The sequence below is a fragment of the uncultured Gelidibacter sp. genome (assembly GCF_947500795.1).
Classification (GTDB): domain Bacteria; phylum Bacteroidota; class Bacteroidia; order Flavobacteriales; family Flavobacteriaceae; genus Gelidibacter.
Genome location: NZ_CANMTE010000003.1, coordinates 204,534 through 220,588 on the forward strand (window position 1 = coordinate 204,534; position 16,055 = coordinate 220,588).

Consider the following 16,055-nt stretch of genomic DNA (forward strand, 5'->3'; position numbering starts at 1 on the left):
TTAATATAATCAAAGGTAAACGCCTACACGCGAGCGTTTATTCATTCACTTTAGGGCGATACTTCAAAACAAAAAAACAACAGGAATATAAGTCCAAAACTTATTGGGTATCTCCTTCGACTGCGCTCAGAATAACTTCCCATCCCATACTAATTAAAACAAAAAAACCTCTCGAAATGAGAGGTTTTTATTAAGAGCCGATGAGGGACTCCCTTCGACTGCGCTCAGGGTAAACTTCTCGTCCCAAACAAATTAAAACAAAAAAACCTCTCGAAATGAGAGGTTTTATTTAGAGCCGATGGAGGGACTCCCTTCGACTGCGCTCAGGGTAAACTTCTCGTCCCAAAACTAATTAAAACAAAAAAAACCTCTCGAAATGAGAGGTTTTTATTAAGAGCCGATGGAGGGACTCGAACCCACGACCTGCTGATTACAAATCAGCTGCTCTAGCCAGCTGAGCTACATCGGCCTAAGAGAGTGCAAATATAATCTTGAAAATAATATTTGCAAATCTTTTGAAATAAAAAATTAAGCTAATTCGTTAATTTTTTTAATCAACGCACGACCTTTAGTTTCCAACTCAGCGTTGATTTGTTTAAAGTGTGCTTTTTTGTTTTCTACTTTCTTATCATTTACCTTAGCAATCAACTCGTCAAACGCTTCAATAGCTTCATCAACTATCGCTTCTGTTTTTTTAGTGTCTTTACCAGTATGCGTATATTCCCAAACATATGCTGCTTCAATAATATCTCCTAAAACGTAATTAATATCTTTTTTTAGGTCTCTAACATTTGCCATTTTTCTTAATTTTAAAATTTTTACAAAAGTAGTCAATTAAACAATGTCTTTCATAATGGATGACGTAAATTTTAACTACACGTAAACTTCCAACAATGTCGCATCTTTTGCAACAATCTGAAAATTAGTAACCGCCGCAGGAATCAAGATGGTTTCTCCCTTCTTTATAACCTCAGATTTACCTTCTGTCTTTATTTCAGCTTCACCATCTACACAGATATAAATCATGAACGAATCGTAGGTGTTTTCCTTTTCAATTTCTGAATCAACCTTTAAATAGCTCGTTGTAAAATACGGACAACTCACCATTTCATTGGATTGGTTCGCAGTGGTATCATACTTTACTCTATAATTATCTGGCATATCAAAACCAATCGCATCAATTGCTAAATCCGTATGGAGTTCACGTTCATTACCAGCGTCATCCTTTCGGTCCCAATCATAAATACGGTAGGTAATATCACTTGTTTGTTGAATTTCTGCCAACAACACCCCTGCACCAATAGCATGCACACGCCCTACTTCAATAAAATAGGTGTCTCCAGCTTTAACCTTATCAAAATTGAGAATTTTAGTCAGCGTCTTATTATTTAGATGCTCTAAATAAAGCTCAGGCGTCATTTTCTGATTAAAATCGACAATCAAGTTGGCATCTTTATCAGCTTGCATGACGTACCACATTTCAGTTTTACCAAACGAATTGTGACGTTTTGCTGCCAATTCATCATTAGGATGCAATTGAATGGACAAATCCTCCTTAGCATCGATAAACTTAATGAGCAACGGAAATTTATTACCGAATTGCTTATAATTCTTCTCCCCTATTAAATCGGCCTTATAAGTGCTCAACAAATGTTTTAAGGATTGATTTTCCAAACTTCCATTGGCAACTATAGAGGTATCGCCCTCAACATCACTAATTTCCCAACTCTCACCAATATTAGGCAAATGGGAATCTTTATTTAATAGCGATTTTAATTTTTCTCCACCCCAAATTTTGTCTTTTAAAATAGGATGGAATTTTATGGGATATAAAGTGGTTTTCAAAATGTAATAATTTTAAGTCTGCTGATTAAGATCCGGAATAGGTAACGAAGTTACGAGGTGTTTCGTACAGTGTTACTGAAAGTTCTAATGTCGGTTTAAGCTTCGGTTTGATTTTGTTGTAAATTACAACGGCAATATTTTCAGCGGTAGGATTTAAATCTTTAAATTCTGCTACTTCAATATTCAAGTTCTTATGGTCAAAAGCATCTTCAATTTCATCTTTTATAATGTCTTTTAGCACCTTCATATCCATCACAAAGCCCGTTTCTTGGTCTATTTCTCCAGTAACACTTACCGTTAGGTCATAATTATGGCCATGATAATTAGGGTTGCTACATTTCCCGAAAACAGCTTCATTTTGCGCATCGCTCCATTCTTTTCTGTAAAGGCGATGTGCAGCATTAAAATGTGCCTTTCTACTTACAGTAACAATCATGATTCAACTCTGTTTATATGTTGGTAGAATTTATCAAAGATAATCTTAAACCACTCCGTGTATATCTCTGGATGTTGCGCCATATCTTCTTTCACAGCTTCCAATGGCATCCACTTCCACGCGGCAACTTCATCAGGATTTATAACGGGTGCATCTTCATAATTCCCAACCAAAACATGATCAAACTCATGCTCGGTTAAGCCATTATCAAAAGGTGCTTTATAGATAAATGAAATGGTATCTTCCAATTCGGTCTCAAACCCCATTTCTTCCTGTAACCTGCGTTTACCCGCCTGAATATTGGTCTCTCCCACTCTTTGATGACTACAACAGGTGTTGGTCCAAAGTAATGGCGAATGGTATTTATGCGCTGCACGTTGTTGCAGCATCAATTCGTTCTTTTTATTAAAAATAAACACGGAAAAAGCGCGATGCAATAGTGCCTTTTCATGCGCTTCCATCTTCGGCATTGTGCCTATCTGCTCGTCTTTTTCATTAACGAGTATTACGTTTTCTTCAGTCATAACTCACAAAGTTACCAACAAAAGTAATAAAAAGAACCAATGTTGTCTTAAAATTAAAATCGACCCGTTTGTTCTATTAATTTTGCCCTCAATAATAGTATCTTTGCATCCCATTTTAATACAGATTATGAGTTTTATAACAGAGATCAACAGACGACGTACTTTTGGAATTATTGCGCATCCTGATGCCGGAAAGACTACGCTTACTGAAAAGCTACTTCTATTTGGAGGCGCAATTCAAGAAGCTGGTGCCGTAAAAAGTAACAAGATAAAAAAAGGAGCTACGAGTGACTTTATGGAAATAGAGCGCCAACGTGGTATCTCTGTTGCAACTTCGGTTTTGGCTTTTGAATATGAAGGCACCAAGATCAATATTTTGGATACTCCCGGACATAAGGACTTTGCGGAAGACACTTATAGAACTCTGACGGCTGTAGACAGTGTTATTGTTGTAGTGGATGTTGCCAAGGGTGTTGAGGAACAAACTGAGAAATTGGTTGAAGTTTGTAGAATGCGAAATATCCCGATGATCGTATTTATCAATAAAATGGATCGTGAAGGAAAGGATGCGTTCGATTTGTTGGACGAAATTGAACAGAAATTAGGGTTGAGTGTTGTGCCGATGAGTTTCCCAATTGGTATGGGTTATGATTTTAAAGGCATTTACAATCTGTGGGAAAAGAACATCAATTTATTTAGTGGTAACAGCCGTAAAAATATTGAAGAGACTATTGAGATTTCTGATTTACAATCGCCAGAAATTGATAAGCTTATCGGAGAAAAACCAGCTCGTACATTACGCGAAGAAGTAGAATTGGTTGAAGGTATTTACCCAACATTTGACAGAGATCAGTATTTAAATGGGCATCAACAACCTGTGTTTTTTGGTTCTGCTTTAAATAATTTTGGAGTTCGCGAATTGTTGGATTGTTTCATTGACATCGCACCAAAACCAAGAGCTAAGCAAAGCGAAGAGCGTTTGGTACAACCTGACGAAAAGGATTTTACAGGATTTGTATTTAAAATTCACGCTAATATGGATCCGAATCACCGTGACCGTTTGGCGTTTGTTAAAATTGTTTCTGGTACGTTTGAACGTAACAAGCCTTACCTTCATGTTAGAAATAAGAAAAAAATGAAGTTCTCAAGTCCGAATGCATTTTTTGCTGAGAAAAAGGAAATTGTAGACATTTCATATCCTGGAGACATTGTAGGTTTGCATGATACCGGAAATTTCAAAATTGGTGATACCCTTACAGAAGGTGAAAACATAAGCTATAAAGGCATCCCAAGCTTCTCTCCTGAACACTTTAGATATATTAATAATGCTGATCCGTTAAAATCTAAGCAATTATTTAAAGGTATCGATCAATTGATGGATGAAGGTGTTGCGCAATTATTTACTTTAGAACTTAACGGTAGAAAAGTTATTGGAACAGTAGGTGCCTTACAATATGAGGTCATTCAATACCGATTGGAACATGAATATGGCGCCAAATGTACTTATGAAAACTTAAACGTCTATAAAGCCTGCTGGGTAGAACCAACCGATGCTAAGAATGAAGAATACAAAGAATTCTTGCGCGTTAAACAACGTTATTTGGCGAAGGATAAGGAAGACCAATTGGTGTTCTTAGCAGATTCTCAATTCTCATTGCAGATGACACAGCAAAAATACCCAAGTATTAAATTCCATTTTGTATCGGAATTTAAATAAAATCACACTATTCAAATACTAAACTTCAAATTCTAAGATTTTTGGTCTCGGAATTTGGAGTTTTTTTTAATTATTCAAATTCTGGTGTAATAATTTTTGCACTTATATTTTGCGCTTTACCGAATTTTTTATACATTTAATCGATAGGTTTAGAGTTTTACGTACCGATTGGACATCCAAATTCTAAATTTAAATAGAATCAAACCCCAAATTGATCTACTTATGGAAACAAATGCTAATCAGTTTAGTAATAGAGATATTACTATTACTTATGAACCGCGTATTTGCACCAATGCTGGTCGTTGTGCAAAAGAACTATCCGATGTATTTCGAAACTCCGTAATTCCTTGGATTGACATAGATGGCGCGCCAGCCCAACGCATTGTCAAACAAGTAAAGAAATGCCCTTCTGGAGCTTTGAAATGTCATTTTAATCAGAAAGTAGCCTAACTAACCTAAAAGAAAAATCCCTTTGAAAATTGAATTTCAAAGGGATTTTTTAATGCTTACAACTAAACTTCCATACCAAACGAATAGAATCAAAAAATCCTCTGAGATTCAGAGGATTTATTTGTTTATGCTTGACCAGTCGGACCAAAATTTAATGGTATTGGTGGCTGTTCATAATCTTTAATTTCACCATGCGCGTTTTCGAAGCGCTTTACATTTTCACCTAAAGCCTTAAGCAAACGCTTAGCGTGTTGTGGCGTCAGGATAATACGTGACTTCACTTTGCTTTTAGGAGTTCCAGGCATAATGCTGACAAAATCAACTACAAATTCTGAAACTGAATGATTGATAATTGCTAAGTTGGAATAGGTTCCTTCCGCAGTTTTTTCATCCAATTCAATATTGATCTGTCCTTGTTTTTGGTCTTCTGTATTGTCGCTCATAATTCTTACATTCCTACGAAGGCAGGAATCTTGTGTTTAAACGTTCATATTTTGAATGCATTGACAATTTCAAATATTAGGTATGTTAAACATTCAAAATTGTCAATTTATTCAAGAGATCCCCGCCTTCGCGGGGATTTGTATTAATTGAAATTCAACTCTTCTTTAGCTTTCATCATTTGGTTGAATTCTTCTTTAGAACCAACGATGATATTTTCATAGCGTCTTACACCAGTTCCTGCAGGAATTCTATGTCCAACAATTACGTTTTCTTTCAAGCCTTCAAGTTCATCAACTTTAGCGCTTACTGCTGCTTCGTTAAGTACTTTAGTCGTTTCTTGGAACGATGCCGCTGAAATGAACGATTTTGTTTGTAATGACGCTCTCGTAATACCTTGTAAGATTGGAGTTGCTGTAGCCGGTTGTGCATCTCTTGCAACAGCCAACTGACCATCTTCTCTTCTTACAATTGAATTCTCATCTCTCAACTGACGCATTGTAACAATTTGTCCTGGTTTAAGAGTTTTCGAATCTCCAGCATCAACAATTACTTTCATTCCAAAGATCTTATCGTTTTCTTCGATGAAATCAGATTTATGAGCTAATTGATCTTCTAAGAAAATAGTATCACCAGAATCAATGATTCTAACTTTACGCATCATCTGTCTTACAACAACCTCGAAGTGCTTATCATTAATCTTCACACCTTGTAAACGGTATACTTCCTGTACCTCATTTACTAAGTATTGCTGAACTGCAGAAGGGCCTTTGATGTTCAAGATATCGTCAGGAGTTACTGAACCATCAGATAATGGCATACCTGCTTTAACGTAATCATTTTCTTGAACAAGAATTTGATTAGATAGCTTCACCAAGTATTTCTTAACCTCACCTAATTTAGATTCGATAATAATCTCACGGTTACCTCTTTTGATTTTTCCGAAAGAAACAACACCATCAATCTCACTTACAACAGCTGGATTAGAAGGGTTACGTGCTTCGAATAACTCAGTTACACGTGGTAAACCTCCTGTAATATCCCCAGACTTAGCTGATCTACGAGGAATTTTCACCAAGACCTTACCTACATTAATTTTCTCTCCATCATTAATCATAAGGTGAGAACCAACTGGTAAGTTATAAGAACGTATAGCGTTACCTTTAGCATCTTGAATGTGCAATGTTGGAATCAATTTCTTGTTTCTAGACTCAGAGATTACTTTCTCTTGGAATCCTGTTTGCTCATCAATTTCAACTTGGTAAGTAACACCTTGGTCAATATTTTCATAAGCTACTTTACCAGCAAACTCAGAAATAATAACCCCGTTATATGGATCCCAAGAACAGATAACATCACCTTTTTTCACTTTATCTCCTGGCTTGCAGTAGATGAATGATCCATAAGGAATATTATTTGTACTTAAAGTGATTCCAGTTTTAGCATCAACCAATTTGAATTCAGAAGTACGAGAAATTACAACATCAACCGCTTGGCCGGTGTTATCGGTTCCTTTTACAACTTTCAAGTCTTCGATTTCCGCAATACCGTCAAACTTAACGGTTAATTTATTTTCTTCAGAAATGTTACCCGCAATACCTCCAACGTGGAATGTACGAAGTGTTAACTGTGTACCTGGCTCTCCAATTGATTGCGCAGCAACAACACCAACAGCTTCACCTCTTTGTACCATTTTACCGGTAGCAAGGTTACGTCCGTAACATTTAGAACAAATACCTTTAGTAGCTTCACAAGTTAATGCTGAACGTACTTCAACTGACTCTAAAGCCGAGTTTTGGATACGTTTTGCAACAGCATCACCAATATGTTCACCTGCACCAACGATAAGTTCTTGAGTTAATGGATCATAAACATCATTTAATGACGTTCTACCAACAACTCTATCTTCAAGAGATTCAATAATCTCCTCATTTTTCTTCAATGCCGATACTTCAATACCTCTTAATGTACCACAATCTTCGCTGTAGATAATAACATCTTGAGATACATCTACCAAACGACGTGTTAGGTAACCAGCATCTGCCGTTTTAAGAGCGGTATCCGCAAGACCTTTACGAGCACCGTGAGTAGAGATAAAGTATTCCAAAATTGAAAGACCTTCCTTAAAGTTAGAAAGAATCGGGTTTTCAATAATCTCTCCACCACCTGCATTCGATTTTTTAGGTTTTGCCATCAATCCACGCATCCCTGTTAACTGACGAATCTGTTCTTTAGATCCACGAGCTCCAGAGTCAAGCATCATATACACCGAGTTGAAACCTTGTTGGTCTTCACGGATACGTTTCATTGACAATTCAGTCAATTCAGCATTCGTAGACGTCCAGATATCAATAACTTGGTTGTAACGCTCGTTATTAGTAATAAGACCCATGTTATAGTTGGCCATAATACCATCAACTTGCTTATTAGCGCTATCGATCATGCTTTGTTTTTCAGGTGGGATAATAATATCTCCTAAACTGAATGACAATCCACCTTGGAAGGCGAACTTATAACCAAGATCTTTAATTTCATCCAAAAACTCAGCTGTTTCAGGAACAGACGTTGCTTTTAAGATGTTACCAATAATATCTCTTAATGACTTTTTAGTTAATACCTCATTGATATAACCTGCTGCAGCTGGTACTTTTTCATTAAATAGTACACGACCTACAGTAGTTTGAATGATCTTTTTAACTAATTGTCCTTCTTCATTAAAATCTTCAGTTCTTACTTTGATAGAGGCATTTAAATCGACCATCTTTTCATTGTAAGCAATGTTAACTTCTTCTGGAGAATAGAACGTTAAGCCTTCACCTTTTACTTTTACAGCCTCTGTAGATTTACGTTCCTTGGTCATATAGTAAAGACCAAGAACCATGTCTTGAGAAGGTACAGTAACAGGAGAACCGTTAGCAGGATTCAAGATATTATGAGAAGCCAACATTAATAATTGTGCTTCTAAAATAGCCTCAGGTCCTAATGGTAGATGCACCGCCATTTGGTCACCATCAAAATCCGCGTTAAACGCCGTACATACTAATGGGTGCAATTGGATAGCTTTACCTTCAATCAACTTAGGTTGGAAAGCTTGAATACCTAGTCTGTGTAACGTAGGAGCACGGTTTAAAAGAACTGGATGTCCTTTTAAAACATTCTCTAAAATATCCCAAACTACTGGCTCTTTTCTGTCTATAATTTTCTTTGCAGATTTTACAGTTTTTACAATACCACGCTCAATCAGTTTTCTGATGATAAATGGTTTGTATAATTCTGCTGCCATGTTTTTAGGCAATCCACATTCAAATAATTTTAATTCTGGTCCAACGACGATTACCGAACGTGCTGAATAATCCACACGTTTACCAAGTAAGTTTTGACGGAAACGTCCTTGTTTACCTTTTAATGAATCAGATAATGATTTTAACGGTCTGTTAGAATCTGTTTTAACTGCAGATGCTTTACGCGTGTTGTCAAATAATGAATCTACTGATTCTTGCAACATACGTTTCTCATTACGTAAAATTACTTCTGGAGCTTTGATCTCAACCAAACGCTTCAAACGGTTGTTACGAATAATGACACGACGGTACAAATCATTTAAATCTGAAGTCGCAAAACGACCACCATCTAAAGGCACTAATGGACGTAATTCTGGTGGAATTACTGGAATCGCCTTCATGATCATCCACTCAGGTAGATTCTCACGGTTAGCGTTAGAATCACGGAAAGCTTCAACAACCTGTAGACGTTTTAACGCTTCAGTTTTACGTTGCTTAGAAGTTTCAGTGTTTGCTTTATGACGTAATTCAAAAGATAAATCGTTCAAATCAATTCTTGCAAGCAAATCAATCAAGCATTCCGCTCCCATTTTTGCAATGAACTTATTTGGATCATTATCATCTAAATACTGATTGTCTTGTGGAAGTGACTCAAGAATGGTTAAGTATTCTTCTTCCGTTAAGAAATCTAATCTTTTTAATGGTTCTCCATCAATGTTTTTAGCATTACCTGCTTGAATTACGACATAACGTTCGTAATAAATAATCATATCCAATTTCTTGGATGGTAATCCCAATACATATCCAATTTTGTTTGGTAATGAACGGAAGTACCAGATGTGAGCTACAGGAACTACCAAGTTGATATGTCCTACTCTATCTCTACGTACTTTCTTTTCTGTTACTTCAACACCACAACGGTCACAAACAATTCCTTTGTAACGGATACGCTTATATTTACCACAAGCACATTCAAAATCCTTTACAGGACCAAAAATACGCTCACAGAACAAACCATCTCTTTCTGGTTTGTGTGTTCGATAATTAATAGTTTCAGGTTTAAGAACCTCACCACGAGATGCTGCTAAAACAGACTCTGGAGACGCTAAACCAATGGAGATTTTATTAAATCTCTGTACTGTATTCTTATCTTGTCTTCTTGCCATTTCTTTATAGTATTCAGTTTGCAGTCTTCAGTCCTCAGTCTTCAGTTACACTAATAACTAAGGACCGTTTACTGGCGACTGCCGACTGTTTTATTATTCTTCTAATCTAATATCTAATCCTAATCCTTTCAATTCGTGCATTAATACGTTGAAAGATTCAGGTAGTCCTGGTTCTGGCATTGGCTCTCCCTTAACGATAGCTTCGTAAGTTTTTGCTCTACCTATAACATCATCAGATTTTACTGTTAAGATCTCACGTAAGGTTGCAGATGCGCCATAAGCCTCAAGTGCCCAAACCTCCATCTCACCAAAACGCTGACCACCAAACTGAGCTTTACCACCCAATGGTTGTTGTGTAATTAATGAGTAAGGTCCGATAGAACGCGAGTGCATCTTATCATCAACCATATGTCCTAGTTTCAACATATAAATTACACCAACAGTTGCAGGTTGATCAAAACGATCTCCCGTACCACCATCATATAAGTATGTATGTCCGAAACGTGGGATACCAGCTTCATCTGTCAATTCATTAATTTGATCTAATGTAGCACCATCAAAGATTGGTGTTGCATACGTACGACCTAATTTTTGACCAGCCCATCCAAGAACAGTTTCATAGATTTGACCAATATTCATACGAGAAGGTACACCAAGTGGATTCAATACGATATCTACCGGAGTTCCATCTTCTAGGAATGGCATATCTTCCTGACGTACAATACGCGCAACAATACCTTTGTTACCGTGACGACCTGCCATCTTATCACCTACTTTTAGTTTACGTTTCTTAGCAACATAAACCTTAGCTAGTTTGATGATACCTGCTGGCAACTCATCTCCTACAGAAATTGTAAACTTCTCACGACGCAATGATCCTTGAAGGTCATTTTCCTTAATCTTGTAATTGTGGATTAAATCCGCAATTAAAGCGTTAGTATGGTCGTCAGTAGTCCAAACTCCTGAAGTTAAATGCGTATAATCATCTACAGAGTTTAACATTTTTAAGGTATATTTCTTACCTTTTGGAATGATTTCCTCTCCAAGATCATTAAAGATACCTTGCGCTGTTTTACCGTTTACGATAGCAAATAATTTATCGACTAAAACTGCTTTTAATTCGTCAAATTTTCTGTAGTAAACTGCTTCTAACGCATCAATATCCTCTTTATCTTTAGCTCTCTTACGTTTGTCTTTTACTGCTCTTGAGAATAATTTCTTCTCAATAACAACACCGTGTAATGATGGAGACGCTTTTAACGAAGCATCTTTTACATCACCAGCTTTATCACCGAAGATTGCTCTTAATAATTTTTCTTCTGGTGTTGGATCAGACTCACCTTTTGGTGTAATTTTCCCGATAAGGATATCACCTGGTTTGATCTCAGCACCAATACGAATCATACCGTTTTCATCTAAGTCTTTAGTAGCCTCTTCAGAAACGTTAGGAATATCATTAGTTAATTCTTCGTTACCTAATTTGGTATCTCTTACTTCTAATGAATATTCATCAATATGAATCGATGTAAAAATATCATCACGAACTACTTTTTCAGAAATCACGATCGCATCCTCAAAGTTGTAACCTTTCCATGGCATAAACGCCACTTTCATGTTACGACCTAAAGCAAGCTCTCCGTTTTGAGTAGCATAACCCTCACAAAGTACTTGTCCTTTTTTAACTTTATCACCTTTTGTAACAATAGGTTTCAAGTTAATAGACGTACCTTGGTTGGTTTTTCTAAACTTCACTAATGGATATGTTTTGGTATCACTATCAAAACTTACCATAGCTTCTTCTTCAGTACGCTCGTATTTAATTGTAATTTCGTTTGCATCAACGTACTCAACAGTTCCATCTCCTTCAGCATTAATCAATACTCTAGAATCTGAAGCTACTTGACGCTCTAAACCAGTTCCAACAATTGGAGCATCAACACGCAATAAAGGTACTGCCTGACGCATCATGTTAGATCCCATCAAGGCTCTGTTGGCATCATCATGCTCCAAGAAAGGAATCAACGATGCTGAAATAGAAGCGACTTGGTTAGGAGCAACATCAGTATAATCAGCACTTGCTGGATCAATTACAGGGAAATCTCCTTCTTGACGCGCAATAATCTTCTCTTCTGTGATTTTTCCTGTTTCATCAATCTTGATGTTTGCTTGCGCAATCAACATATCTTCTTCCTCTTCGGCGCTCAAATATGTTGGTTGATTTTTAATGTCAACAACACCATCAGTAATTTTACGGTAAGGCGTTTCAATGAAGCCCATTCCATTCACTTTCGCATATACTGAAAGAGAAGAGATAAGACCAATGTTTGGTCCCTCAGGAGTTTCAATTGGACATAAACGGCCGTAATGTGTGTAATGAACGTCACGAACCTCGAATCCTGCACGCTCTCTAGATAAACCTCCAGGTCCTAATGCTGATAAACGACGTTTGTGCGTAATCTCAGCCAATGGATTGGTTTGATCCATAAATTGAGATAACTGGTTTGTACCAAAGAATGAGTTGATCACAGAAGATAAAGTCTTCGCGTTAATCAAATCGATTGGTGTAAACACCTCATTATCACGAACGTTCATACGCTCACGAATAGTACGTGCCATACGTGCTAAACCAACACCAAACTGTTGAGACAATTGCTCACCTACTGTACGTACACGACGGTTAGAAAGGTGGTCAATATCATCAATCTCAGCTTTAGAGTTGATCAACTCGATTAAATATTTTATAATAGTAATGATATCTAATTTGGTAAGCACTTGCTTATCCATACCGATATCCAACTGTAGTTTCTTGTTCATTCTGTAACGACCTACTTCACCTAAAGAGTAACGTTGGTCAGAGAAGAATAATTTGTCAATAATACCACGTGCAGTCTCCTCATCTGGCGGCTCCGCGTTACGTAATTGACGGTAAATATGCTCAACAGCTTCTTTTTCAGAGTTTGTTGGATCTTTTTGTAGCGTATTATGGATGATAGAATAATCTCCTTGCTGCGCACTTTCTTTGTGTAAAAGAACAGTTTTTGCATCAGCTTCAAGAATTTCCTCGATATTATCTTTATCTAAAACAGTATCACGGTCAAGTACAATTTCGTTACGTTCAATAGAAACTACTTCACCTGTATCTTCATCAACAAAATCTTCGTGCCATGTATTCAACACACGTGCTGCCAATTTACGACCTATGTATTTCTTAAGTCCAGACTTAGAAACTTTAACCTCTTCTGCAAGGTCGAAGATTTCAAGAATGTCTTTATCACGCTCAAAGCCGATAGCTCTAAACAAGGTAGTAACTGGTAATTTTTTCTTACGATCGATATACGCATACATCACTTGATTGATATCTGTAGCGAATTCAATCCATGATCCTTTAAAAGGAATAACTCTGGCAGAGTATAATTTAGTTCCATTCGCATGGAAGGACTGACTGAAGAAAACCCCTGGAGATCTGTGCAATTGTGAAACGACAACACGCTCAGCACCATTAATACAGAAGGTTCCACTCGGCGTCATGTAAGGAATTGTACCTAAATACACATCTTGAACAATAGTCTCGAAGTCCTCATGTTCAGGATCTGTACAATACAATTTCAAACGCGCTTTTAATGGCACACTGTATGTTAATCCTCTTTCGATACATTCTTCAATTGAATATCTTGGTGGATCAATAAAATAATCCAAAAACTCCAAAACAAATTGATTGCGAGTGTCGGTGATTGGGAAGTTTTCCATGAAGGTGTTGTAGAGACCTTCATTCCCTCTTTGTTCAGATTTAGTCTCTAATTGGAAAAAATCCTGGAAGGATTTTATTTGGATATCCAAAAAATCAGGATAATCCGTTCTATTTACAATAGAAGAGAAATTTAATCTTTCAGCTTTTTGTGCTAACATCGATGAACGAGATTTTGATTAAAAAAAATAGTAGTTTTTTTATGTACTTTTAATATACACAAAAGGGTTTAGGTCATTCCGAACATTCGGAAGACCTAAACCATAAATTGTAGTTTGGGCTAAGCTTATTTAAGCTCAACTTCTGCTCCAGCTTCTTCTAATTGAGCTTTTAAAGCTTCTGCTTCATCTTTAGAAACACCTTCTTTAACGTTGCTTGGTGCACCGTCAACTAATTCTTTAGCTTCTTTCAAGCCTAAACCAGTTAATTCTTTTACCAATTTAACAACTGCTAATTTAGAAGCACCTGCTGATTTAAGAACTACGTCAAATTCTGACTGCTCTTCAGCGGCTTCAACACCAGCACCACCACCTGCAGCAACTGCAACTGCAGCAGCAGCTGGTTCGATACCGTACTCATCTTTTAATATTGTAGCTAATTCGTTAACTTCTTTTACTGTTAAGTTAACTAATTTTTCTGCGAAATCTTTTAAATCTGCCATTTTCTATCGTTTTAATAATTTTAATAAAATATAATTTGTTTAAGTGCGTACTTAGTTGATTATCCTTCTCTTTCGGATAATGTTTTGACGATGCCAGCAATTTTACCACCACTTGATTTAAGTGCAGAGATAACGTTTTTAGCTGGAGATTGTAACAATCCTACGATTTCTCCAATTAACTCTTCTCTAGACTTGATATCAACTAATGCATCTAACTGATCATCACCAATATAAATTGCTTCTTCTATAAAAGCGCCTTTAAGCAAAGGCTTAGTAGACTTTTTACGGAACTCTTTTATAACCTTAGCTGGAGCATTTCCAGTTTCAGAATACATTACAGAAGTGTTTCCTACTAAAGTTGTTGGTAAAGCACCAAAATCTTTATCAGAAGCTTCCATAGCTTTCGCTAACAATGTGTTTTTTACAACGGCCATTTTAATGTTTGCTTTAAAGCAAGCACGTCGTAAATTTGAAGTGGTTCCTGCGTTTAATCCAGAAATATCTGTAATATAGATATGTGCATTATCCGCTAATTGAGCAGTCAACTCTTTAATAACTTGTGATTTTTCTTCTCTTGTCATAATATTAAAGTTTAACTACTAACCTATTTTAGTATCAATTGATATACTTGGACTCATTGTACTTGACAAAAAGATGCTTTTTACATATACACCTTTAGCCGCAACAGGTTTCATTTTAATTAAAGTTGTAAGAAGTTCAGTAGCATTCTCCTTCAATTTGTCAGCAGTAAATGATGCTTTCCCAATTGGAGCGTGAACGATTCCTGTTTTATCAACTCTAAAGTCAATTTTACCAGCTTTTACTTCTGCAACAGCTTTTGCTACATCCATAGTTACTGTACCTGTTTTAGGGTTTGGCATTAAACCTCTTGGGCCTAATACTCTACCTAAAGGACCTAATTTACCCATAATTGCAGGCATGGTAACGATAACGTCAACATCTGTCCAACCATTTTTGATTTTCTCAAGGTATTCATCCAATCCTACATAATCAGCACCTGCATCTTTAGCTTCCTGCTCTTTGTCAGGGGTAACCAATGCAAGAACTTTCATGTCCTTTCCTGTTCCGTGAGGTAAAGATACTACACCTCTTACCATTTGGTTTGCTTTACGAGGATCTACTCCAAGTCTTACAGCGATATCCACTGAAGCATCAAACTTTGTGTAAGTGATTTCTTTTAATAAAGTTGCAGCCTCTTCAAGGGTGTAAAGTTTATTTTTGTCAACTTTAGCTCTTGCCTCTTTTTGCTTTTTTGTTATTCTTGCCATTTCAGAAATTTTTTAATTAGGTTTTTTACCTGTTACAGTAATACCCATTGATCTTGCTGTTCCTGCAATCATATCCATAGCTTTGTCTGAGGTAAATGCATTTAAATCTTGCATTTTATCATCAGCAATAGCCTTGATTTGATCCCAAGTTACTTTTGCTATCTTCTTTCTGTTCGGTTCTCCAGATCCCTTTTTCGCTTTGGCCGCTTCCAATAATTGTACAGCAGCTGGTGGGGTTTTAATAACGAAATCAAACGATTTATCCTTGAAAACAGAAATTACAACCGGTAATACTTTACCTGGTTTATCCTGAGTTCTAGCATTAAATTGCTTACAGAATTCCATGATATTAACTCCAGCAGCTCCTAAAGCGGGTCCTACCGGCGGCGATGGATTCGCTGCGCCTCCCCGAACTTGTAGCTTAACTACTTTACTTAATTCTTTTGCCATTTTTTTAATTTTAGTTGTACATCTCTCATTTGGAAGCCGAAAGACACACG

At 36.7% G+C, this 16,055-nt stretch carries 13 protein-coding genes and 1 tRNA gene; 2 read left to right on the forward strand and 12 right to left on the reverse strand.

The genetic code is table 11. The features are described from left to right. Window positions 1-395: 395 nt before the first annotated feature. The 5 genes from Q0947_RS08730 to idi all read right to left on the reverse strand — a co-directional run bounded on the left by Q0947_RS08730 (window position 396) and on the right by idi (window position 2,805). Window positions 396-469: transfer RNA gene (locus Q0947_RS08730), tRNA-Thr, on the reverse strand. A 59-nt stretch (window positions 470-528) separates the two neighbouring features. Further along, entirely contained in the window at window positions 529-798 is a 270-nt protein-coding gene (locus Q0947_RS08735) for a hypothetical protein (RefSeq protein WP_299395782.1), read from the reverse strand. A gap of 75 nt (window positions 799-873) precedes the next feature. Further along, entirely contained in the window at window positions 874-1,845 is a 972-nt protein-coding gene (locus Q0947_RS08740) for a type I phosphomannose isomerase catalytic subunit (RefSeq protein WP_299395788.1), read from the reverse strand. Window positions 1,846-1,870: 25 nt separating this feature from the next. Then, complete coding sequence (locus Q0947_RS08745) at window positions 1,871-2,281, reverse strand: 6-carboxytetrahydropterin synthase (protein WP_299395794.1); 411 nt, start codon at window positions 2,279-2,281, stop codon at window positions 1,871-1,873. Beyond that, window positions 2,278-2,805 carry an isopentenyl-diphosphate Delta-isomerase gene (idi, locus tag Q0947_RS08750; protein WP_299395798.1) on the reverse strand — a complete coding sequence of 176 codons (528 nt, stop codon included), beginning with the start codon at window positions 2,803-2,805 and terminating at the stop codon, window positions 2,278-2,280. Before idi ends, Q0947_RS08745 begins: the two co-directional genes overlap by 4 nt. Before the next feature lie 127 nt (window positions 2,806-2,932). Between idi and Q0947_RS08755 the strand changes: the two genes are divergently transcribed. After that, window positions 2,933-4,522, forward strand: coding sequence for a peptide chain release factor 3 (locus Q0947_RS08755; protein WP_299395801.1), 1,590 nt, complete (start codon window positions 2,933-2,935; stop codon window positions 4,520-4,522). 222 nt (window positions 4,523-4,744) lie between these two features. After that, window positions 4,745-4,972: a (4Fe-4S)-binding protein gene (locus Q0947_RS08760; RefSeq protein WP_299395804.1), complete on the forward strand. Its 228-nt coding sequence runs from the start codon at window positions 4,745-4,747 to the stop codon at window positions 4,970-4,972. A 125-nt stretch (window positions 4,973-5,097) separates the two neighbouring features. Here Q0947_RS08760 and Q0947_RS08765 read toward each other — a convergent pair whose 3' ends face one another. The 7 genes from Q0947_RS08765 to rplK all read right to left on the reverse strand — a co-directional run bounded on the left by Q0947_RS08765 (window position 5,098) and on the right by rplK (window position 16,005). After that, the gene (locus Q0947_RS08765; RefSeq protein ID WP_299395808.1) at window positions 5,098-5,415 is read right to left on the reverse strand and encodes a DUF3467 domain-containing protein; all 318 of its coding nucleotides are present in this window, start codon (window positions 5,413-5,415) and stop codon (window positions 5,098-5,100) included. A 143-nt stretch (window positions 5,416-5,558) separates the two neighbouring features. Then, window positions 5,559-9,860: a DNA-directed RNA polymerase subunit beta' gene (rpoC, locus tag Q0947_RS08770; RefSeq protein WP_299395811.1), complete on the reverse strand. Its 4,302-nt coding sequence runs from the start codon at window positions 9,858-9,860 to the stop codon at window positions 5,559-5,561. Between the two features lie 93 nt (window positions 9,861-9,953). After that, complete coding sequence (rpoB, locus tag Q0947_RS08775) at window positions 9,954-13,766, reverse strand: DNA-directed RNA polymerase subunit beta (RefSeq protein WP_299395815.1); 3,813 nt, start codon at window positions 13,764-13,766, stop codon at window positions 9,954-9,956. A gap of 125 nt (window positions 13,767-13,891) precedes the next feature. Beyond that, the gene (gene rplL / locus Q0947_RS08780) at window positions 13,892-14,266 is read right to left on the reverse strand and encodes a 50S ribosomal protein L7/L12 (protein ID WP_299395818.1); all 375 of its coding nucleotides are present in this window, start codon (window positions 14,264-14,266) and stop codon (window positions 13,892-13,894) included. Between the two features lie 59 nt (window positions 14,267-14,325). Continuing rightward, entirely contained in the window at window positions 14,326-14,847 is a 522-nt protein-coding gene (gene rplJ, locus Q0947_RS08785) for a 50S ribosomal protein L10 (RefSeq protein ID WP_299395822.1), read from the reverse strand. Window positions 14,848-14,865: 18 nt separating this feature from the next. Next, window positions 14,866-15,555: a 50S ribosomal protein L1 gene (rplA, locus tag Q0947_RS08790; protein WP_299395825.1), complete on the reverse strand. Its 690-nt coding sequence runs from the start codon at window positions 15,553-15,555 to the stop codon at window positions 14,866-14,868. A gap of 12 nt (window positions 15,556-15,567) precedes the next feature. Then, on the reverse strand, window positions 15,568-16,005 hold the full coding sequence (gene rplK / locus Q0947_RS08795; protein WP_299395828.1) for a 50S ribosomal protein L11: 438 nt from the start codon (window positions 16,003-16,005) through the stop codon (window positions 15,568-15,570). Window positions 16,006-16,055: the final 50 nt, after the last annotated feature.

Excerpts from the sequence above, each read along its gene's own strand:
- Q0947_RS08735 (WP_299395782.1), bottom strand. The coding sequence starts at position 798 with ATGGCAAATGTTAGAGACCTAAAAAAAGATATTAATTACGTTTTAGGA.
- Q0947_RS08745 (WP_299395794.1), bottom strand. The coding sequence starts at position 2,281 with ATGATTGTTACTGTAAGTAGAAAGGCACATTTTAATGCTGCACATCGC.
- idi (WP_299395798.1), bottom strand. The coding sequence starts at position 2,805 with ATGACTGAAGAAAACGTAATACTCGTTAATGAAAAAGACGAGCAGATA.
- Q0947_RS08755 (WP_299395801.1), top strand. The coding sequence starts at position 2,933 with ATGAGTTTTATAACAGAGATCAACAGACGACGTACTTTTGGAATTATT.
- Q0947_RS08760 (WP_299395804.1), top strand. The coding sequence starts at position 4,745 with ATGGAAACAAATGCTAATCAGTTTAGTAATAGAGATATTACTATTACT.
- Q0947_RS08765 (WP_299395808.1), bottom strand. The coding sequence starts at position 5,415 with ATGAGCGACAATACAGAAGACCAAAAACAAGGACAGATCAATATTGAA.
- rpoC (WP_299395811.1), bottom strand. The coding sequence starts at position 9,860 with ATGGCAAGAAGACAAGATAAGAATACAGTACAGAGATTTAATAAAATC.
- rpoB (WP_299395815.1), bottom strand. The coding sequence starts at position 13,766 with ATGTTAGCACAAAAAGCTGAAAGATTAAATTTCTCTTCTATTGTAAAT.
- rplL (WP_299395818.1), bottom strand. The coding sequence starts at position 14,266 with ATGGCAGATTTAAAAGATTTCGCAGAAAAATTAGTTAACTTAACAGTA.
- rplJ (WP_299395822.1), bottom strand. The coding sequence starts at position 14,847 with ATGACAAGAGAAGAAAAATCACAAGTTATTAAAGAGTTGACTGCTCAA.
- rplA (WP_299395825.1), bottom strand. The coding sequence starts at position 15,555 with ATGGCAAGAATAACAAAAAAGCAAAAAGAGGCAAGAGCTAAAGTTGAC.
- rplK (WP_299395828.1), bottom strand. The coding sequence starts at position 16,005 with ATGGCAAAAGAATTAAGTAAAGTAGTTAAGCTACAAGTTCGGGGAGGC.